The sequence below is a fragment of the Pseudomonas sp. MSSRFD41 genome (genome assembly GCF_014230245.1).
Taxonomy (GTDB): domain Bacteria; phylum Pseudomonadota; class Gammaproteobacteria; order Pseudomonadales; family Pseudomonadaceae; genus Aquipseudomonas; species Aquipseudomonas piscis.
Genome location: NZ_JACKZK010000012.1, coordinates 1 through 21812 on the forward strand (window position 1 = coordinate 1; position 21812 = coordinate 21812).

Annotated in this window: 13 protein-coding genes; 12 read left to right on the forward strand and 1 reads right to left on the reverse strand. The window is 65.6% G+C overall.

The window, feature by feature from the left end; all coding sequences use genetic code 11:
- From H7A76_RS18585 to H7A76_RS18625, 9 genes are all read left to right on the forward strand, one after another.
- On the forward strand, positions 1–474 hold a 474-nt coding region (locus tag H7A76_RS18585; protein ID WP_260498012.1), incomplete at its 5' end, for an enoyl-CoA hydratase-related protein.
- 1 nt (position 475) lies between these two features.
- Positions 476–1225 (forward strand): polyketide synthase, encoded by a 750-nt coding sequence (locus H7A76_RS18590; protein ID WP_185699835.1) that lies wholly within the window; start codon positions 476–478, stop codon positions 1223–1225.
- A 46-nt stretch (positions 1226–1271) separates the two neighbouring features.
- On the forward strand, positions 1272–1526 hold the full coding sequence (locus tag H7A76_RS18595) for an acyl carrier protein (RefSeq protein ID WP_185699836.1): 255 nt from the start codon (positions 1272–1274) through the stop codon (positions 1524–1526).
- Positions 1527–1596: 70 nt separating this feature from the next.
- On the forward strand, positions 1597–2700 hold the full coding sequence (gene fabD / locus H7A76_RS18600) for an ACP S-malonyltransferase (protein ID WP_185699837.1): 1104 nt from the start codon (positions 1597–1599) through the stop codon (positions 2698–2700).
- A gap of 62 nt (positions 2701–2762) precedes the next feature.
- Positions 2763–3992 (forward strand): beta-ketoacyl synthase N-terminal-like domain-containing protein, encoded by a 1230-nt coding sequence (locus H7A76_RS18605; protein WP_185699838.1) that lies wholly within the window; start codon positions 2763–2765, stop codon positions 3990–3992.
- Between the two features lie 22 nt (positions 3993–4014).
- Positions 4015–5277 carry a hydroxymethylglutaryl-CoA synthase family protein gene (locus H7A76_RS18610; RefSeq protein WP_185699839.1) on the forward strand — a complete coding sequence of 421 codons (1263 nt, stop codon included), beginning with the start codon at positions 4015–4017 and terminating at the stop codon, positions 5275–5277.
- Between the two features lie 66 nt (positions 5278–5343).
- Positions 5344–15054: a thioester reductase domain-containing protein gene (locus H7A76_RS18615; protein ID WP_185699840.1), complete on the forward strand. Its 9711-nt coding sequence runs from the start codon at positions 5344–5346 to the stop codon at positions 15052–15054.
- Positions 15055–15081: 27 nt separating this feature from the next.
- Complete coding sequence (locus H7A76_RS18620; RefSeq protein WP_185699841.1) at positions 15082–16512, forward strand: PfaD family polyunsaturated fatty acid/polyketide biosynthesis protein; 1431 nt, start codon at positions 15082–15084, stop codon at positions 16510–16512.
- Between the two features lie 345 nt (positions 16513–16857).
- Positions 16858–18549, forward strand: coding sequence for a SulP family inorganic anion transporter (locus tag H7A76_RS18625; protein WP_185699842.1), 1692 nt, complete (start codon positions 16858–16860; stop codon positions 18547–18549).
- 123 nt (positions 18550–18672) lie between these two features.
- On the opposite strand, the gene H7A76_RS18630 is transcribed toward H7A76_RS18625, so the two are convergent.
- Positions 18673–19332 (reverse strand): hypothetical protein, encoded by a 660-nt coding sequence (locus H7A76_RS18630; protein ID WP_185699843.1) that lies wholly within the window; start codon positions 19330–19332, stop codon positions 18673–18675.
- Positions 19333–19496: 164 nt separating this feature from the next.
- Between H7A76_RS18630 and idi the strand changes: the two genes are divergently transcribed.
- From idi to H7A76_RS18645, 3 genes are all read left to right on the forward strand, one after another.
- On the forward strand, positions 19497–20012 hold the full coding sequence (gene idi / locus H7A76_RS18635) for an isopentenyl-diphosphate Delta-isomerase (protein WP_185699844.1): 516 nt from the start codon (positions 19497–19499) through the stop codon (positions 20010–20012).
- A gap of 304 nt (positions 20013–20316) precedes the next feature.
- Positions 20317–20694, forward strand: a complete 378-nt coding sequence (locus tag H7A76_RS18640; protein WP_185699845.1) for a cytochrome c — start codon at positions 20317–20319, stop codon at positions 20692–20694.
- A gap of 246 nt (positions 20695–20940) precedes the next feature.
- Positions 20941–21801, forward strand: a complete 861-nt coding sequence (locus H7A76_RS18645) for an RNA ligase family protein (protein WP_185699846.1) — start codon at positions 20941–20943, stop codon at positions 21799–21801.
- Positions 21802–21812 lie beyond the last annotated feature (11 nt).

The window sequence follows — 21812 nt, forward strand, 5'->3', positions numbered from 1 at the left end:
GTGCTGTCCTACGTGCGCGGCAAGGTCAATGCCGGCGGCGTCGGGTTCGTTGCCGCCAGCGATATCGTGATCGCCGACCAGAGCGCCTCGTTCAGCCTTTCGGAGTTGCTGTTCGGGCTGATGCCGGCCTGCGTATTGCCGTTCCTGGAGCGTCGCATCGGCCCGCAGCGCGCCCACTACATGACATTGATGACCAGCGCGATAGGTGTCGACCAGGCCCTGGCTTGGGGCCTGGTGGATGCCTGCGCGGCCGATGGCGACAACCTGCTGCGTAAGCACCTGTTGCGCTTGCGGCGCCTGTCCCGGCCCGGGGTGGCGCGCTACAAGCAATTTCGTGGCGCGCTGTGCGGCGCGCCACGACTCGATCGCGACGCCGCGCTGGCGGCCAACCGGCAGGTGTTCAGCGATCCGCAGAACCTTTCGAACATCGTGCGTTACGTCGAGACGGGCGCGTTCCCGTGGGAGCAGGTGTGATATGAACGACGATCTGGTACAGCTCGAGCAGGTAACGCCAGCGATCGTGCAGGTCACCATGACCGATCGCATCCACAAGAACGGATTCTCCACTGGCTTGGCCCAGGCACTGATCCGCACCTTCGAGACGGTGCGTAGCAATCCGGCGTGGAAGGTGGTGGTCCTGACTGGCTACGACACCTACTTCTGCACCGGCGGCACCCAGCAAATGCTGCTCGAGCTGGCAGACGGGCGCGGCCAGTTCACCGACTACCCGATCTACGAATTGCCCTTGAACTGCGAGATCCCGGTAGTGGCAGCCATGCAGGGGCATGCGATTGGTGGCGGGCTGGTGTTCGGCCTGTTCGCCGACCTGGCGGTGCTCAGCCGCGAGAGCGTGTATGCGGCGAACTTCATGCGCTATGGCTTCACCCCGGGGTTCGGCGCGACCCTGGTGCTGCAGGAGAAGCTCGGCCTGGCGCTGGCCCAGGAACTGCTGATGACTGCCGAGAACTATCGCGGTGACGAGCTGGCTGGCCGCGGCATCCCGTTCCCGGTGCTGCCGCGGGCGAACGTGCTGGCCCATGCCCATGAACTGGCGGCGCAATTGGCCGAGAAACCCCGGCATTCATTGGTGACCCTCAAGGCGCACCTGACCTCTGGCCTGCGTGCGCAGCTGCCCGCGGTCACGGCCCGCGAGGTGCAGATGCACGCGCAAACCTTCCATCACCCCGAGGTGCGAGAGCGTATCAAGGCACTGTTCGGCAACTGATTGGCCGTTACCCGGTGCGTTATTCCTTCAACAGCGAGGCACAAGCATGACCAGAGAACAGGTATTCGAATTGATTGTCCGTCACGTCCGGCAAGTGATTCCCACCCTTGCCAGCCATGCGTTCACCCGCGGCGACCGCTTGCGTGACCTGGGGGCGAACTCGGTGGATCGCGCGGAAATCGTGATGCTGGTGCTGGAGTCGCTGTCCCTGAGCATTCCTCGGGTAGAGCTGTTCGGCCCGGGCAATATCGGCGAACTGGCGGACCTGATCCACGCCCGGCTCGAGGCGCGGGCGGTGTAGCACGGATGGACCGGGCAGCGGGGCGCCAAGTCCGGCGCGCCGCCAGGGGCAATGCACAACGGAGGTGTCAATGAAGGTGTTCATCTTTCCCGGCCAGGGTTCGCAGCAGCGAGGTATGGGTGGCCCGCTGTTCGATGAGTTCCCCGAGCTGACCGAAGCGGCCAGCGACCTACTCGGTTATTCGATCAAGGCCCTGTGCCTCGATGACCCGGATGGCCTGCTGGACCAGACCCGCTACACCCAGCCGGCGATCTATGTGGTCAACGCCCTGGCCTATTTCCAGCGGCTGCGCGATGGGGCCCAGGCGGATGGTTTCGCCGGCCACAGCCTGGGTGAATTCAACGCCCTGCTGGCGGCGCAGTGCTTCGATTTCGCAGAGGGCCTGCGCCTGGTCCAGCGCCGCGCCGAGCTGATGAGCCAGGTCAGTGGCGGGGACGGGGGCATGGCCGCGATCATGAACCTGCGGCGCCACACGCTGGTGGAGCTTTTGCAGGCGCAACAGGCCGATGGTGTCGACCTGGCGATTCACAACGCCCCCTTGCAGAGCGTGATCGCCGGGCCCAAGGCCGAGCTGGCGCGCCTGGAAAGCGCGGTCGAGGCAGCGGGCGGCATGCTGTATCCGCTCAATACCAGTGGCGCCTTCCACTCGCGCTACATGCAACCGATCGCCGATGCCTTTCGCGCGTATCTCCAAGGCCTGGAGCTGGCGCCGCCGAACAAGCCGGTAATCGCCAACGTTTCGGCCCAGCCGTATAGCCAGGAAGCGATCGCCGACCACCTGGTCCAGCAACTGACCCATCCAGTGCAATGGTGCGAGAGCATCCAATACCTGCTGGCCCAGGGCGAGGTGCAATTCGAAGAGGTCGGCCATGGCGAGGTGTTGACCAAGCTGGTGGAGAAGATCCGCGCTGGCAGCCGCCCGCCTGTGCCTGGCGTTGCGGTTTCGCCGGGGGGCGCAGCGCCTGGGCCTCGCGAAGCGGTGCTGCACAGCGCCATCGAGCAGGTCGCCCAGTGGAATGCCCGGCATCCCGCCGGCACTCGGGTGCGCTCGCTACGGGTCGACGGCGAGCTGCTGACTCGCAGCACCGCCTTGGTGTTGCTGGGCCACCGGGCGGCGGTCTACCTGCAAGGCCACAACGGCTATTTCGCCCTCGACGAGATCCAGGCGTTGTAGCCATCCATGCAGCCATGGGCCGGCCCGTTGCCTTCGCCCGAATCGACAATCCTGGTGCCAACATGCTTGCCACTCGACCACTACCCGTTGCGATCACCGGTGTCGGTATCGTTTCCGCCATTGGCCAGGGCCGGGAGGCCTTCACCCGCGCACTGCTGGCCGGCGACGCCGCTTTCGACGTGCTGCAACGCCCCGGGCGCCAGGGGCAAAGCCGTTTTCTCGGCGCCGAACTCGGCCCCCTGCAACTGCCGCAGGAGCGTGCGCCACGGCTGTTCCGGCAGTTGTCGCTGACGGCCGAGGCGGCCCTGGTGGCCTTGCATGAAGCCTGGCAGGACGCCCGCCTGGAGGACGTGGACCCGCAGCGCATAGGCCTGGTCGTCGGCGGCTGCAACCTGCAGCAACGTGAACTGGCCCAGCTCCATGAGCGCTACACCGGGCGCGAGGCCTTCGTGCGGCCGGGCCATGGCGTCGAGTTCATGGACAGCGACCTGTGCGGGTTGTGTACCCAGCAGTTCGGCATCCAGGGCATGGCCTGCACCGTGGGCGGGGCCTCGGCCAGCGGCCAGGTCGCGGTGATCCAGGCGCTACAGGCGGTGCAGTCGGGGCAGGTGGATGTGGCGATCGCGCTGGGCGCCCTGATGGACCTGTCGCATTGGGAGTGCCAGGCGTTGCGTTCGTTGGGGGCCATGGGCTCCGAGCGCTATGCCGATGCACCGATGCAGGCGGCTCGGCCGTTCGACCGCGACCGAGACGGTTTCATCTATGGCGAGTGTTGTGGCGCGGTGGTGGTGGAGCGCATGGCCGGCCCCACGCGCAGCACCGTCCGGCCCTATGCGCAATTGTCCGGCTGGGGCTGGACCATGGATGCCAACCGCAATCCCGACCCATCGCGCGAGGGCGAGATGCGCGCCATCGCTCAGGCTTTGGGGCGCGCGGGCCTGGCCCCGGGGCAGATCGACTATGTGAACCCCCACGGGACCGGCTCGCCCCTGGGCGATGTGGTGGAGCTGGCTGCCCTGCGCGACAGCGGCCTGGGCCACGTGCGCCTCAACACCAGCAAGTCGCTGCTCGGCCATGGGCTCACCGCCGCCGGCACCGTGGAGGTAATCGCCACGCTGGTGCAGATGCGCGAAGGGCGCCTGCACCCGAGCCGTAACCTGGACACGCCGATCGATCCGTCCTTCGACTGGGTCCGTGATGTGGCCAGACCGCACCCGATAGAGCACGCCCTGACCCTGAGCATGGGTTTTGGCGGCATCAACACTGCGTTGTGCCTGACGCGCCATGAGTGATGAACAGCCAAGGAGAAAGCCAATGTTATCCGTAGGAATAGAAGCGATGAACGTGTTCGGCGGTCGGGCCTGCCTGGACGTTGCCGAACTGGCCGCGCACCGCCAGCTGGATACGGCGCGCTTCAATAATCTGCTGATGAAGGAAAAGACCGTCGCGCTGTTGGACGAGGACCCGGTGACCTATGCGGTGAACGCAGCACGCCCTCTGGTGGAGGCGTTGTCGGCCGAAGAGAAGGTCCGGATCGAGTTGCTGATCACCTGCTCGGAGTCGGGGATCGATTTCGGCAAGTCGCTGAGCACCTACGTCCATCACCACCTGGGACTGGACCGCAACTGCCGATTGTTCGAACTCAAGCAGGCCTGCTATTCGGGCACCGCAGGCTTGCAGATGGCGGTGAACTTCATCCTGGCCCAGGTCTCGCCGGGGGCCAAGGCGCTGGTGATCTCCACCGACCTGGCCCGGCACATGACCGCCGATGGCGGCAGCGCACTCACCGAGGACTGGTCGTTCGCCGAGCCCAGCACCGGTGCCGGCGCCGTGGCGATGCTGATCAGCGACCAGCCGCGGGTCTTCGACATCGACGTTGGCGCCAACGGCTACTACGGCTATGAAGTGATGGACACTTGCCGGCCAACCCCGGATACCGAGGCCGGCGACTCCGACCTGTCGCTGCTGTCCTATCTGGACTGCTGCGAGAACGCATTCCTCGAGTACCAGAAGCGCGTCGGCGACGTCGACTATGTCGGCTCGTTTCGCTACCTGGCGTTCCATACACCCTTCGGTGGGATGATCAAGGGTGCACATCGCACCATGATGCGCAAGCAGGCCCAAGCTACGCCGGCGGATATCGAGGCCGATTTCCAGCGCCGGGTGACGCCGGGGCTCAGCTATTGCCAGCGGGTCGGCAACATCATGGGCGGTACCGTGCTGCTATCGCTGGCCAGCACCATCGCCAATGGCCGCTTCGAATCGCCGGGGCGCATCGGTTGCTTCTCCTATGGCTCGGGCTGCTGTTCGGAGTTCTACAGCGGCGTAGTGCGCCATCAAGGTCAGGTGCAACTGCGGGCCCAGGAGATCGAACGCCAGCTCGATAACCGTTACCGGCTGTCGATGAGCGAGTACGAAGGGCTGTTGCAGAGCAACACGCAGGTACGCTTCGGCACCCGCAACGTACGGATCGACGACGCTTCCAGCGTACGTCCGCAGTTGCCGCGTGCGGATCGACCACAGCTGGTTCTGCGGGAAATCAAGGAATTCCACCGCGAGTACGAATGGGCCCAGTAAGGACCTGGGCCCATGGGTGGGCCGCGAACAATGGATGGTTTGCCAGACAACTGAAGGAGTAGATCCATGGATCCACGATCGCCGCAGGACGAAACCACCGCCACGCCTGGCGCCAGCGAACAGGCCGCCAAGCCATCGCCCCAGGCCTGCCCAGAGCAGGCAGCCATCGCCATCGTCGGCATGTCCGGCCGCTATCCCGGGGCCGACTCGCTGGAGACCTATTGGCGCAACCTGGCGGACGGCCGCGACTGCGTGGGCGAGATCCCAGCCACGCGCTGGGACGTCGATGCCTATTTCGACCCGGCCATACCTTCGCCGGGCAAGGCCTACAGCAAGTGGCTGGGCAGCCTGGAGGCCATCGAATGCTTCGATCCGCTGTTCTTCAACATCGCCCCCAGCGAGGCGCAACGGATGGATCCGCAGCAGCGCTTGTTCCTGGAAGAGGGCTACCGGGCTTTCGAGGATGCCGGACGAGCGCCGCTGGAACTGAGCGAGTCGCGTTGCGGCGTGTACCTGGGCATCAGCGGCAGCGAGTACGGCACCCTGGTCCAGCAGCGCCTGGGCCTGGTGGACATGATCGGCAGCAGCCCGGCGATCGCCGCGGCCCGCATCGCCTACTTCCTCAACCTCAAGGGACCGGCGATTCCGGTGGATACCGCCTGCTCGTCGTCGCTGGTGGCCATGCACCTGGCCTGCCAGGCCTTGCGCAACGGCGAAGTCGACCTGGCGCTGGCCGGCGGAGTGGCGTTGTACCTGATGCCGGAGCTATACGTCTGCATGTGCGCGGCGGGAGTCCTTTCACCCAGGGGCAAGTGCCGGACCCTGGATAACCAGGCCGACGGCTTCGTGCCAGGGGAGGGCGTGGGCGCGCTGGTGCTCAAGCGGCTCGCGGATGCCGAGCGCGACGGCGACCTGATCCATGGGCTGATCATCGGCTCGGGGATCAACCAGGACGGCCGGAGCAATGGCTTGACCGCGCCCAACCAGGACAGCCAGGCCGCGCTGTTGCGCGAAGTCTATCAGCGCCACGGCATCGATCCGGCCAGCATCGGCTACGTGGAAATGCACGGCACGGGTACCAAGCTGGGCGACCCGATCGAACTCAATGCCCTGTCCACGGTATTTCGCGAGGGCACCAGGGAACTGGGTTTCTGCGGCCTGGGCTCGGTCAAGAGCAACATCGGCCACACTTCGGCCGCCGCCGGTGTAGCCGGTGTGCACAAGGTGCTGTTGCAGATGCGCCATCGGCAACTGGTGCCGACCCTCAACTACAGCAGCCCCAACGAGCATTTCGACCTCAAGCTGGAACAGTCGCCGTTCTTCGTCTGTACCTCGGGCCAACCCTGGGCGCCTACCAGCGGGGCGCCATTGCGCGCGGCGGTCAGCTCGTTCGGCATCAGCGGCACCAATGCCCACCTGGTGCTCGAGGAGTATCGCCGGCCACAGGCCAGTCGCTCCAGGGTGGAACTGGACGAGCAGCACCCGCTGCTGATCGTGCTGTCGGCCAAACGCCCCGCACAGCTCAAGAGCTGCGCCGCACGGCTCAAGGCGTTCCTCGAGAACACTGCGGATGTGGACTGGCCGGCCCTGGCCCATACGCTCCAGGCGGGGCGGGCGCCCCTGGAGCAACGGCTGGCCTTTGTCGCCACCGCGCCTGGGCAGGTCATCGCGACACTCGCAGCCTTCATCGAAGGCCAGCCGCTCGAACAGGTAGTGGTGGGCGACATTCGCAAGATCCAGGAGCGCACGGCGGATTTCGATCCCGCCAAGGTCTTGGCTGGGTCCGGCGAGCTGGCCTTGCTGGAGCTGGGCAGGGAGTGGGTCAAAGGCACGCAGATCGACTGGCGGTCGCTTTACACCGAGCAGCCCGGGGGCCGTATGGCCCTGCCGACCTATCCGTTCGCCCGGGAGCGCTACTGGATCGAGCAGCCCCCGGATGCGGGCGACGAGCCCGGACCGCTGCCTCCATCGTTGCAGAGCTCGCTGCAGCCCCTGTTCCAGTACAGCGGCTCGCTGGCAGGTGAACAGCGTTTCTCCACGACCCTGACCGGCGACGAGTTCTTCTTGCGCGATCACCAGGTCGCGGGGCAGCCGTTGGTGCCCGCGGCGATGCAGCTGGAATGGGCGCGCGCGGCCATGGCCCAGGCCCATGGCTTGCCGGCCGAGCATCCCGTGCTGCTGGAGGACATCGCTTGGCTGCGCCCCCTGGCGCTCCGCTCGCCGCTGCAAGTACATGTCGGCCTGCATGAGCAGGGCGAAGGTACTGTCGCCTACCGGATCTTCAGCGCTGGCCAGGGCCAGCCATTGGTGTACAGCCAGGGCCGGGCGCGGCTGGACAGCAGCCCTGAGCAACCTCGGCTCGACCTCCAACAACTGCGTGCGAGGTGTGGCCGCCAGCTAGACGGTGCCGCCTGCTATGGGCGCTTCGCCGGGCTTGGCTTGGACTATGGCCCGAGTTTCCAGGTGCTGCAGGGCCTGGAGCTGGGTGACGACCTGGTGCTTGCACGATTGCGCGGCGCTAGTACGCCCCCTGGAGTCGGCTTGCCCGCACCGCTGATCGATGGCGCGCTGCAGGCCAGCCTGGGCCTGGCCGCGCAAGACGTCCTGGCATTGCCCTTTGCGCTAAAGCGGCTCGAGCAGTGGCAAGCGCTGCCGCACGAGATGTGGGCGATCTTGCGACCCGCTACGAACGACCGGGGCAAACGACGCGGGATCGATATCGAACTGGCCGACAGCGAGGGACGCGTCATGGTGCGATTGAGCGGATTCAGCAGCCGGGCGCCGGCGGACAAAGCGTCGTTGGCGGCGACGGGCACCGACCCGCTCCAGGAACTGAGCCTGATGCCGGCCTGGGAGCCAATCCTCGAGCAGCCGGGCAACAGGCTGAGCGATCCGCGGCCCGTGGGCCGGGCGGTGGAAATCGGCGGCGAGGTGGAGCAACGCCAATTGACCGCCGACGGCCAGGGCGCCTGGCAATCCTGGCTCCGGCAGCAGGAGCCGTTCGAGCAGTTGGTCTGGCACGTACCGCCAGGCCAGCCCTGGGCTGCCAGGGCCGCCTTCCTGTTGATCAAGGCCCTGCTGGAGCTGGGGCACGGCGGGCGGCCTCTGGCCCTCTGCATCGTCACCCGCCAAGCCCTGGGCGTACGCCCGCAGGAGCTGGGCGATCCCTTCCAGGCCAGTGTGCACGGTCTGATCGGTAGCCTGGCCAAGGAATACCCCCATTGGCGCCTGGACCTGGTGGACCTGGCGCCGCAAGACCCGATTCCCTGGTCGGCGCTGCTCGGTCGCACGCCAGGCGTGGCCGGAGAAACCCTGGCCTATCGCCAGGGCCGTGGCTATCGCCAACGCTTGCTGGCCTGCCAACTCGGCGCACCGGCGCAGCCAGCATTCCGCCAGGCGGGGGTGTATGTACTCCTCGGCGGCGCCGGTGGCATTGGCGTGGCGTTCAGCGAGTACCTGATCCGCCAGTACCAGGCCCAGGTGGTATGGCTGGGCCGGCGCGCTGAGGACCAAGCGATCGCCGATCAATGTGTACGCCTCGCGGCGCTGGGCCCGGCGCCCCTGTACCTGCAGGCCGATGGCCGCGATCGCGCCGCCCTGGAAGCGGCGCTCAGCGAAATCCGCGGGCGCTACGGCGCCGTGCATGGCGTGGTGCATGCCGCGCTGGTGCTGGCCGATCGCAGCCTGGCACAGATGGATGAACAGACCTTCGAGGCGGCGCTGGCGGCCAAGCAGGAAACGGCGCTGAACCTAGACGCGGTCTTCGGCAACGAACCCTTGGACCTGATGCTGTACTTCTCGTCGTTGCAAAGCTTCGCGCGGATGGCGGGGCAGGGTAACTATGCCGCTGGCTGTTGCTTCGTCGATGAATTTGCCCGCAATGCGCAACGTCCCTATCCGGTGAAGCTGGTGCACTGGGGCTACTGGGGTGGGGTCGGCGTGGTGGCATCGCCCGACTACCGGGCGCGGATGACCCAGGCCGGAATCGGCTCGATCGAGGCCCCACAGGCCATGGCGTGGTTGGAAAGCTGGCTGGACGGCCCGCTGGAGCGCCTCGGCTTGGCCAAGCTGGACCTGGCCAGGGTCGCCCCTGCCTGGGGCATCGCCAGCGATGCAGTGGCAGAGCTCATGCCCGCAGTGCCTGCGGTGTCGCTGCCGGTAGCGCCGGTACTTGCCCCACCGCTTGCCGTGGCCAGCGCCTGGCTAGCGCTGGAGCAACGCCTGAAGCCGCTGCTGTACAGCCTGCTGCAGGAGCACGGCTGGCTGGCAACCGAGCAGGGACTGGCACCGCGATACCAGCGTTGGCGTGCAGCGGCGTTGCGCCTGGTCGGCCATCCCGAGGCGGATACCGGCTGGGACCAGCAGTGGTCGCAGTGGCAGGCCTACTGCGAACAGGTTCTGGCAGGAGCCGAGCCGCGCGGCCTGGAGACCCAGGTACGCCTGCTCGACCAGATGCTGCGGGCATTGCCGGCGATATTGCGTGGCGAACGGGAGGCGACCCAGGTGCTGTTCCCCGAGGGGCGTCTGGACTGGGTCGAAGCCCTGTATCGGGATCACCCGGTGTCGAACCACTTCAACGCAGTGCTGGGTGAGCGCCTGCAGGCCTATGCCGAGCAGCGCTTGAGGCTCGAGCCCCAGGCGCGCTTGCGGATCCTGGAGGTCGGCGCCGGGACCGGCGGCACCAGTGCCGGGCTCTTGGCGCGCTTGGCACCTTATGCCGGACAGATCGACGAGTACGCTTATACCGATGTGTCGCCGGCCTTCCTTGAGCATGCCCAGCAGCACTACGCACCGGGGGCAGGCTACCTGCGCACCGGCTTGCTGGATATCGAGCGGGACCCGGCGAGCCAGGGTTTCCAGGCCGGTGGCTACGATGTGGTAGTGGCGGCGAACGTGCTGCATGCGACCCGTGATATCGCCTGGACCCTGGGGCAGGTCAAGAGCCTGCTCAAGGGCAACGGACTGCTGCTCTTGAACGAGGCGACCCAGGCGCACCTGTTCGGGCACTTGACGTTCGGCCTGTTGCCCGGGTGGTGGCTGGCCGAGGACCCAGAGCGGCGTATCCCGGGCACGCCGATGCTGGCTCCCGCCAGTTGGCGCTGCGTGCTGCAAACACAAGGATTTCATGGCGTGGACATCCCGTGCGGCACGACCCGGGCCCTGAGCCAGGAAGTCATCCTGGCCATCAGCGACGGCGTTGTGCGCCATGCCGTCACGCCCATCGAGCCGCTTCCCGCCGCACCTGCCGGACCCACGACTGAAGCTCAAGGCGACCAGCCGCCTGCGACGCCGTGCGGCCTGGATGCCCAGGAGCTGGTGACCCAGGTCGAAGCGGCGATCACCCAGATGATTTCCGACTACCTGCAGATCGCCCGTGAAGAGCTGGACCGGAATACGCCCTTTGGCGAGTTCGGTTTCGATTCGATCGCTTCGACGGCGTTTACCCGGCTGCTCAATGAGCGTTATGGCCTGGACATGGCGCCCTCGGAGTTTTTCGAGACTCCGACGATTGCCGCGCTGGCCAGCTACCTGGCGCAGGAGTACCGGGCCGAACTGCAACCGCTCTTTGCCTCGACCCAGGCGCCCCAAGGGCCCGAGGCGAGCGCGCCGAAGGCTGCCGTATCCAGGGTCGATCCTGTAGCCCAAGGTTCGCGTGGCGAGCCCGGCCCGACCAAGGCGGGCGCCGAGCCGATCGCCGTGATCGGTATGAGCGGGCGTTTCCCTGGGGCCGAGGACATCGACGCGCTGTGGCGCAACCTCGAGGCAGGCCGCGACTGCATCGGTGAGTTGCCCCTGGGGCGGTTTGGCGCTGGGCCAGAGCCCACCTTGCGCCATGCCGGAGTGCTGGAAGACCTGGATGGGTTCGATCCGGCCTTCTTCAATATTTCACGCCGCGAGGCCCAGGGCATGGACCCCCAGCACCGCTTGCTGATGATGCAGGTCTACAAGGTGATCGAGGATGCTGGGTATTCGGTGCAAAGCCTCTCGGGCAGCAATACCGCGCTGCTGGTGGGTACCTGCGCCACGGGTTATGCCCAGTTGCTGGCCCAGTCCGGCGAGGCCGTGACCGCGGCACTGGCAGTGGGCACCGCTGGATCGATGGGCCCCAATCGCATGAGCTACTGGCTGAACTGGCATGGGCCGAGCGAGCCCATCGAAACCGCCTGTTCGAGTTCCCTGGTGGCTGTACATCGGGCCGTGACCTTATTGCGTACTGGACAATGCGACCAGGCGGTGGTGGGGGGCGTCAACACCCTGCTTTCAGCAGAGGCCCATGAGAGCTTCATGCATGCCGGGGTGCTGAGCGGGGATGGTCGGTGCCGGGCGTTTTCGGCCCGGGCTGGCGGTTATGTCCGGGGTGAAGGAGTGGCGATGCTGATGCTCAAGCCACTGTCCGCGGCCGAGCGTGACGGCGACCAGATCCATGGCTTGATCCTCGGTAGCGCGCAGAATCACGGCGGCCAGGCCAACTCGCTGACCGCTCCCAATCCGCAGGCCCAGGCCAAGGTGATCGAAACGGCGCTGCGTGAAGCCGGGGTGGACCTGAAGAGCATCGGTTACATCGAGGCCCATGGCACCGGCACCGAGCTGGGCGACCCGATCGAGATCAAGGGCCTGAAGCAGGCGTTCCATACGCTGGCAGGCAAGGATGCGTTGGCCGAGCACAGCGTCGGCCTGGGAACCATCAAGAGCAACATCGGTCACCTGGAACTGGCGGCCGGAGTGGCGGGGCTGGTCAAGGTGCTATTGCAGATGCGCCATGGGTGCCTGGTCCAGAGCCTGCACAGCCAGCCGCTGAACCCGCAGATCGAACTCGCGGGCAGTCCGTTCTATGTGGTGGATGCCAAGCGCCCCTGGCCGGCGCTCGCCGATGGCCGGGGCAACGTGCTGCCCAGGCGCGCCGGGGTCAGCTCGTTCGGCTTTGGCGGGGTGAATGCCCATGTGGTGCTTGAGGAGTATCGGCCGCAGTCGCGCCCGGCCCAATTGGCCCAAGCCAAGCCGGTGCTGGTGCTGCTCTCGGCCCGGGATGCCACGGGACTCAAGGCGCGGGTCGAGCAACTGCTGGCTTTTCTGGAGCACCGCGAAGCGGACCTGCAATCCCTGGCGTATACCCTGCAGGTAGGGCGCGAGGCAATGAAGGTGCGCCTGGCTTGCGTGGTGGATTGCATCGATGGCCTGCGCAGCCGGCTGCGGGCTTACCTGGGCGAAGAGGGTGGGCAGGGCGAGATCTTCCATGGCGATATCAAGCGCGACCCGGGCCTGCAAATGATCTTCCAGGCGGACGAGGACCTGCAGGAAACCGCCAGCAGGTTGATCGCCCAGGGCAAGCTGGGGCGACTGGCGCAGTGGTGGGTATTGGGCCTGGAGATCGACTGGACGCGCTTGTATGGCCAGCAGCGGCCGCGGCGGATCAGCTTGCCGACCTATCCCTTCGCCCTGGAGCGATGCTGGGTGCAAGCATCCGCCAAACCGCGCGCTAGCCAGCCGCACCGCGAGCCTGCGCCGATGGCGTCGTTGCCCGGCAAGCCCCGGGGCCTGCGCCTGCGGGCGACGGAAGAGCGCACCGAGCTACGGGCCGTCGCTTCCCTGGGCGGGGCCTCGAGCGGGCATTCCACGGTGCAGGTGGCCGCAGCCCAGGCGCTCGCGCAGGCTCCCCGGAGCCTCTCCGATATCGACACCGTAGCGTATCTCCATCAGCAGAATGCTGGGCTGGATGAGCTGGAGCGGACTCTCAAGGAAACCCTGGCGGCGGCGCTGCGGATTGACGTCAACGAAATCGACCCTGACGAGATGCTCTCTGAACATGGTCTTGACTCGATCATCGCTGTGGAGTGGATCCGTGAACTCAATCGGCGGTATTCGATCTCGATCAATACCAGCCAGGTGTATGAGTTCCCGACGATTCGCCAGATGGCCAAGCTGGTGCAACAAGCCAGGGAGCGCCCGAGGCCCGTTGCCTTGAATTCCGCAGCCGACGGGCAGGGTTCCGGCCAGACCTCGGGCGCGACACAGATGGAGCGCGCGACGGCGATCGCCGTCCAGTCGCAGGCGGAGGTCGTCGGGCCCGCCACGGCCTGCTTGCCGCGCGCAGAGCGGAGTCAGGCCGACCAGGACGCGCTGGAGCAGGAACTGACAGCAAGCCTTGCCCAGTCCTTGCGCATCGACAGCCAGGAAATCGATCCGGAGGAAATGCTCGCCGAACATGGGCTGGATTCGATCATCGCCGTGGAGTGGATCCGCGAGATAAACCAGCGTTACTCGATCTCAATCAATACCAGCCAGGTCTACGAACACCCGACCATCAGACAGCTGGCGGCCCTGGTCGGCCAACTACGAAGCACCGAGTCGCCCGTTGTCTCGGGTACGCCGCCGTCGGTGGCAAGCGCACTCCAGCGAGCAGCGATGCCCGCCCAGCCATCGCCCGACGCGGATCCGATATCGGCTGTGACGGCGTCACCCGCCGGTCACCAGCTGGAATCGCCATCGCGGGTATTGGCAAACCAGCTTCGGCTGGACACCTTGATCGGTTCGGACATCCTGCGCGCGGCAGCGAAACTTGCGCACCCCACCGATCGACCACCAAGCCAGGTCCTGTTGACCGGGGCCAGTGGGTTCGCCGGGCGCTTCCTTGCCCTGGACCTGGCGCAAGGCTTGGCTCCAAGCGCGGGGACCCTGTATTGCCTGGTGCGGGCAACTTCGGATGCAGCAGCGCGGCAGCGCCTGGTCGAGAGCCTGGCGGCATCCACCGAACTGCAACAACGCCTGGTCGCACTGGAGCGGTCCGGGCGCCTGGTGGTCCTGGCGGGCGACCTGACCAAGCCGCGCCTGGGCCTGGCGCAACCGACCTGGGACATGCTGGTGCACAAGGTCGAGGCCATCGTGCACAACGGTGCCCTGGTCAATCACATGCTGGCCTACAACCAGTTGCACGGGACCAATGTCCACGGCACCGCCGAGGTGATACGCCTGGCGCTTTCGGGAAAGAAGAAGGCCATCAACTTCATTTCGAGCATCGCCGTGGGCAGTGCGGTGCACCGAAACGAGCCGATCCACGAGAGTGAGAAGGCCCTGGACCTGTATGACCAGTGCCTTGGAGCAGGGCGCTACGCCGCCGGTTATGCGGCCAGCAAGTGGGCCGGGGAGGTGCTGCTGCAGGAGGCATGCGAGAAGTGGGCGATACCGGTCAAGGTGTTCCGTTGCGGCATGCTGTTGCCCCACAGTACCCGTCCTGGATTCGTCAATCTTGCCGATATTTTTTCGCGTTTCCTGGTCAGCCTGGTACGCACCGCCATTGCTCCGCCTTCCTTCCATCTAGACAGTTCCCGTTCCATGGCCCCGATATTTCGCGGGTTGCCGGTGGACGCGGCCACGCGCTCGATTGCCCAGATCAGCCTGGGCGTGGAGGCCGGGTACTCCATCTACCACGTCCAGAGCAACGCGCCCGACGCCCCCAGCCTGGACCTGCTGGTGGAGTGGATACGGGAACTGGGCTATCCGCTCCAGAGGCTGGGAAGCTCCGAAGCCTGGAGCCAGGAGTTCATGGCCCGCCTGCAAGCGCTGGACGCCCGGCCAAGATCCTACAGCCTGTATTCATCGGTCTATCAACTGGACGAACTGCAGGAGGTATTGAACCAGCCCGAGTTCGACAGCCACAGGTTTGCCGAACGCTCCCGCTCACTCATCGACGGTCCGGTGGCCCAGGACTGGCTGGCGCCGATCGATCGGAAGTTCATTTCGGGCTACCTGACGGAACTGGCCAATGCCGGGTTGATCTAGGGACTCACTTCGATCGAGGACATGGATATGGGAAATACTCCTGACCCACTGGCACGGAGGGTCGGCACCGCGGCAAGCGAGCGGCTCCAGGGCGGGCAGAACCTGGGCAGCGCGCTGTTCCGCCGGCGCTACGGCTTGAAGTACGCCTATGTCGCCGGAGCCATGTATCGCGGCACCGCTTCACCGCAGCTGGTGATCCGCCTGGGCCGGGCCGGCCTGCTCGGCTACCTGGGGACCGGTGGCTTGAGCCTGGCGCAGATCGAACAGGCGATCGGCACGCTGCAAGCCGCGCTGCCGACGGGGGAACCCTACGGGCTGAACCTGTTGGCGGAGTACGACGATCCTCGCCATGAGCGAGCGACGGTGGAGATGTACCTGGCCCACGGCATTCGCAATATCGAGGCGGCGGCCTTCATCGAGATCACATTGCCGCTGGTGCTGTTCCGGCTGCGTGGACTTGCGCGCGAGGCCGACGGCACGCTGGTGTGCAGGCACCGAGTACTGGCCAAGGTCTCGCGGCTCGAGGTGGCCGAAGCCTTCATGAGCCCGGCGCCGGAGCCGCTGGTGGAGGCGCTGCGCAGGGCCGGGGATATCACCGAGGAGCAGGCCGAACTGGCTCGGCGGGTGCCCATGAGCCATGACATCTGCGTCGAAGCCGATTCCGGCGGGCACACCGATGGCGGTATCCCGACCATCGTGCTGCCGGCGATGGTGCAGTTGCGCGACGCGCTGCAAGCCCGGGCGGGGTATGCCGAGCCCATCTGCCTCGGCCTGGCTGGAGGCATTGGCACGCCCGCAGCCGCAGCGGCGGCCTTCGCGATGGGCGCCGACTTCATCCTGACCGGGTCGATCAACCAGTGCACGGTCGAGTCGGGCGCCACGGACCTGGTCAAGAGCATGCTGCAGGACGTGAGCATCCACGACATGGCCTACGCCCCGGCGGGGGACCTGTTCGAACGGGGGAGCAGGGTGCAGGTACTCAAGCGAGGGGTGCTGTTTCCCATGCGGGCCAACCGCCTGTATGCGCTCTACAGCCATTACGAGAGCCTCGAGGCGATACCGCAGAACATCCGTGGCGTGCTGGAGCGGCTGTTCTTCAAGCGCACCCTGGAGCAGGTCTGGCAAGAGTGCGAGCACTATCTGCTGGCCCAGGGCCGGGAAGAAGACCTGGCCCTGGCCCGGAGCAACCCCAAGGTGCGCATGGCCCGGGTATTTCGCTGGTACTTCGCCTACTCGACCAAGCTGGCCTTCAGCGGCGAAAGCGCGGACCAGGCCAACTACCAGGTACAAACCGGCCCGGCGCTCGGCGCCTTCAACCAGTGGGTCAAGGGCACGCCCCTGGAGTCCTGGCAGCGGCGACATGTGGACGAGATTGCCACGAGCTTGATGGAGGCCACGGCGCAGCACTTGCAGGCGCTGCAGATGGTGCTGGCCAGCCCGCAGGAAGCCATCCGATGAGCTGAGCGCCCGTCACCCGGCTGGGCGTACCGGCAAAGACTGCCCGCCACCCACGCCATCTCGCTGTCGTGCAGGAGCCGGCTGGCTCCCGCCAACGGTTTCAGTCGGCTGGTACACGATCCTGGGCCGGCGCCACCGATGCCTGCGCGCCTGCCGCCCGGGCGCTGGCGACGCTGATCGAGCGCAGGCGAGTACCGGCCAACGTTCGACGATCAGCATAAAAGCTGCTCCAGCTCATGGCGTTCGAGTGTGCGATTGGCTTCAATAGCACGCTGCGTCGCCTTGCCTGCTGCATGGCTTGCAGGGACATGGATGAATAACAAAAACGGAACAAAAGGACCCTGCATGTCGCTCTCCCGCTATCTGTCCGGCCTGTCCAACTTGCTGCACTACCGCCGTGAATGGTTGCGCGCCGACCTGCGAGCCGGTTTGTCGGTGGCGGCGATCCAGATTCCCATCGCCATCGCCTACGCCCAGATCGTCGGCCTGCCTGCGCAGTACGGGCTCTATGCCTGTGTGCTGCCGATGATCGTCTATGCCTTGGTCGGCAGCTCGCGGCAGTTGATGGTCGGCCCCGATGCGGCCACCTGCGCCATGCTCGGCGGGGCCGTGGCGCCCCTGGCCATGGGCGACCTGCAGCGCACCGTCGAGTTGTCGATGATCGTCACCGTGCTGGTGGGGCTGATGCTGATCGCCGCGGGCATCGCCCGGGCCGGGTTCATCGCCAGCTTCTTCTCGCGGCCGATCCTCATCGGCTACCTGAACGGCATCGGCCTGAGCCTGATCGCCGGGCAAATGGGCAAGGTGGTGGGCTTCAAGATCGAGGGTGAGGGCTTCATCCTCGGGCTGGTGGACTTTCTCCAGCGCCTGGGCGAGATCCACTGGCTGACCCTGGCCATCGGCCTGGCCAGCCTGGGCCTGCTGATCGGCTTGCCGCGCCGCTATCCACGGGTGCCGGCGGCGCTGGTGACGGTGGCGGTGTTCACCCTGCTGGCCGGGGTCTTCGGTCTCGACCAGTTCGGCGTGGCGGTGCTTGGCCATGTACCTGCCGGCATCCCGGAGCTGTCCTGGCCCAGCACCACCCTGGAAGAGAGCAAGAGCCTGCTGCGTGACGCCCTGGGTATCGCCACGGTGAGCTTCTGCAGCGCCATGCTCACCGCCCGTAGCTTTGCCGCGCGCCATGGATATTCGATCAATGCCAACCATGAGTTCATCGCCCTGGGCATGAGCAACCTGGCGGCCGGGGCCTCCCAGGGGTTCGCCATCAGCGGCGCGGATTCGCGCACCGCGGTCAACGACATGGTCGGAGGCAAGAGCCAGCTGGTGGGCATCATCGCCGCCGTGGCGATCGGCCTGATCCTGCTGTTCTTCACCGCGCCCATGGCCTGGATCCCGCAGCCGGCCCTGGGCGCGGTCCTGCTGATGGCCGGCTGGGGCCTGATCGATGTGAAGTCGCTGGAGCAGATCCACAAGCTCAGCCGCTTCGAGTTCTGGCTGTGCCTGCTGACCACGGTCAGCGTGCTGGGCCTTGGGGTATTGCCGGGGATCATGTTCGCCGTGACCCTGGCCATCCTGCGCCTGCTGTACAGCATCTACCAGCCCACCGACGCGGTACTGGGCTGGATGCCGGGCATCGAAGGCCAGGTCGACATCAGCAAGTACCCGCAGGCCCGGACCGTGCCCGGCCTGGTGGTGTATCGCTTCGACGACGCGATCCTGTTCTTCAACGCCGACTACTTCAAGATGCGCCTGCTGGAGAACATCGGGCGTGACGGCAAGCCCGAGGTGGTGTTGTTCGATGCCGAGGCGGTCACCGATATCGATGTCAGCGGCATCGCGGTGCTGCGGGAAATCCGCGACACCCTGGCCGCCCAGGGCATCCACTTCGCCATTGCCCGAGCCCGCGGCACCTTCCTGAAAATGCTGGAACGCTCGGGGATGAGTGCGCAAATGGACAACCAGATGCTGTTCGGCTCGGTCCGTTCGGGAATCAGGAGCTACCGGATCTGGCGCAACAGCATGCGCGGCAAGCAGTAGCACGCAGCAGCGGGAGAGAGCCGCCGGCAGGAGGCTGCGCCGGCGGTTGGATCTTGGCTCGAGCGAGCCGGCGGACCCTCTCCAGGTGTCTTGCGGCCCGCCCAGGCAGCCCGCAGGGGCGGATCACTGGGTGATGGTCAGGCTGCCGGTGGCCTGGACCGAGCCGTACCGAATGCGCGAATAGACCGGGTCGCTGTAACTGAAGTCCATGACGGTGCCCATGGAGCCGAGATGTATGGCCTGGCAACTGAAGTTCACTGCCACTTGCCCGCCATAAGGCGTGACGCCGATGGCGACCTGGGTCGGTCCGGTCCATTGGATATTGCAGCCCAGCGTGCTGCCCCCGGCGCTGGTGTTGTAGCCACGGCAATTCAAGCTGGCGTTGCCGTTGCTGGTACTGGGGAACCCGGCCCACTTGGCGATGGCCAGGTTGGCCGAGCAAGAGGTGTTGATGCTGCTGGCCCCCGGGGCAAGCTTGTAGACCCCGGAAGGCGGCGCGAGGGTGGCGGTGACAGGAGTCAGCGGCAGGGGGGAAAAAGTCGCGGCGGCCTGGTTTTCAACCACCGTGGTGGGCGAGGGAGGAAGCTTGCACACCACCACGGCGCCGACATCGTCGGACTTCTTCAGTTCACCCAGGGCGGTAATGTCGGAGCCGCCCCTGGACTCGCAAAAGAGTTTTCGCAACTGGGCTTTCTCTGCGTTATCGGCCGTGGATGAGGCCTGGGCCAAGGGGGCGGTTGCCAGGCCGATGACTCCTGTCAACAACAGGCGTGAAAGACGCATGATCGATTCCTTATCGAGGTCAAGACCCGGCGAAGGGTATGCCCGGCCTGTCGTCGATTTAATGACAAAAGCTCGGGTGCGAGCCTGTACTAAGCTGGATCGCAGTTGCGATGGTGCCTTGAGCCCATCGCTGAAAACCCACCCCACAATGCGAGGAAGGCTACATGCCGCACATCGAGGTAATCCTGGTGGATGACAACGATAGGGAAGTGGGCTTCATGGAGAAGCTGGCCGCCCACAAGGTCGGGGCGCGCCACCGGGCGGTATCGGTCTATGTGTTCAACAGCCGCAATGAACTGCTGCTGCAAAGGCGCGCGGCGCGCAAATATCATTGCGGCGGTCTATGGAGCAACACCTGTTGCGGGCACCCGCTGCCAGGCGAGAGCACCGATCATGCGGCGCAAAGACGCCTGGAAGAGGAGATGGGCTTGACCTGCCCGGTGACCAAGCGCTTGGAGCTCAGTTACTTTCTCCCTCTGCCGCAAGGCTTGATCGAGCACGAATACGGGCACCTGTACTTGGCCCGTTGCGATGTTGAGCCCGTCTTGAATCCCGACGAAGCGGACGCCTGTGCGTATCGCTCCCTGGAGGACATTCGCCAGGACCTGGATGAACACCCGGACGACTACACGCCCTGGTTCAAGTTCACCTTTCCCCAGGTCATGGACTTCAAGATCTAGTGCCCACGACAGCTATCGCAGTGTTTTTTCGTCGGTTCTGGCCGCAACCAGGGGGCTGCGCACCCGGCGCAGCGCTCACAGGTGACGCCCGCCCAGCCGGCCAGGCTCTCAGCGCCTCTGGATCGGCCAATCCACATCGTTGCAGCATGATAGAATCCGCCGCCCAAAAGGCTGGACTCCCCGCAATTTCATTATCAACGAGAGCGCTTTCAAGTGGCCCGCTAGCAGTTGCAGGGACCCAATCAGGGTGACTATTGCAACTGAAAAGGACTTCATACCTGACCGAGGGAAATGCAAAATAAAAATGAAAAGATCATTCATCGCTTCGCTGGCTGTCCTAGCGTCGATCCACGTGCCGCTGTCCTTCGCCGATAATGCCAATGGCAAAAACCTCTACCAGCAGCGATGTGCCGTGTGCCATGGCCCGGATATCAAGGGAACGGGGCCATTGGCCAATAAAAGCAATCCGCCGACACCGGACCTCACCACATCCGCCTTCAAGAAACGCCTGAACGATTACCCGGGCGTCATCGTCTCCTCGGTGATACTGCGGCCAAACGGCGACTTGATTCCAAGAACCTTGCGCGAGAACGGCGTGAAGATTGCGCCCTATGCCTGGAAGGTCCAGGACTTTCGCGATTTGCACCAGTACATGACCGGGGTGATCGCGAAAACTCGCTGACCTGGCCCAGTTCCACGTCTCGCAGGGCTTGACCCGGTACCGCCGTCTGCTGTTGAATGCGCGCCCTCAAGCCCCTGCAACCTTTCCCTCACGTGGTGAAGCCAGTGCCCTACGCCAGCCAACACGCCTGATACCGACGACGGTCCATCGTGCCTGATGGCTGCCCGTGCCTTTGCGCGGCGGCGCCTCATCGCTGTGCCTGCCTGATCCTGTCGTCGGTTTTTCCCTATGCCCAAGGAGAAACCCATGAACATGGATATTCGTGCCGACGCGCACTCCCTAGAACTGCTCAAGTACCCCCGTACCCCCCACCTGGAAAGCTCGCGCCTGCAAGATGGCGACACTGACACCGGACAGGTCCGTTATGCCTCACTGGCCGGCCAATGGCTGGTGGTGGAAGAAAAACTCGACGGTGCCAACGCCGGCATCAGCTTTACCGAGGGCGGCGAGCTGCGCCTGCAATCCCGCGGCCACTACCTCACCGGTGGCGGACGCGAGCGCCAGTTCAATTTGTTCAAGCAGTGGGCCGCGGCCCATGAACACTGGCTGCTGGAGCGCCTGGAAGATCGCTTCGTGCTGTACGGCGAGTGGCTGCACAAGAAGCACTCGGTGTTCTACGACCACTTGCCCCATTACTTTTGCGAGTTCGATGTGTGGGACCGCAGCAGCGGGTCGTTCTTGTCTACGGCCGCACGCCGCAAGCTGCTCAAGGACGGCCCCGTGCTGTCGGTACCGGTGCTGTACGAAGGCCCGGTGCCACGCCGGCAGGCCGAGCTGATGGCGCTGGTTGGCGATTCGCTGGCCAAGACTGCCCATTGGCGCGAGGCGTTCGAACACGTGGTGCAGCGCGAAGGCCTCGACCTGGCCCGGGCCTGGCGCCAGTGCGACCGCTCCAGTCGCATGGAAGGCTTGTACCTGAAGCTCGAGGACGCACAGCAAACCCTCGGCCGCTTGAAGTGGGTTCGCCAGGATTTCGTCCAGGCCATCCTCGATGCCGACCAGCACCATGCCAATCAACCGTTCATTCCCAATCAACTGGCCGACGGCGTCGACCTCTACGCGCCGCGCCTGTCCATGGACTGGCATGGCCCCTGCCGTGGCTACTGAAGGAGCTTTTC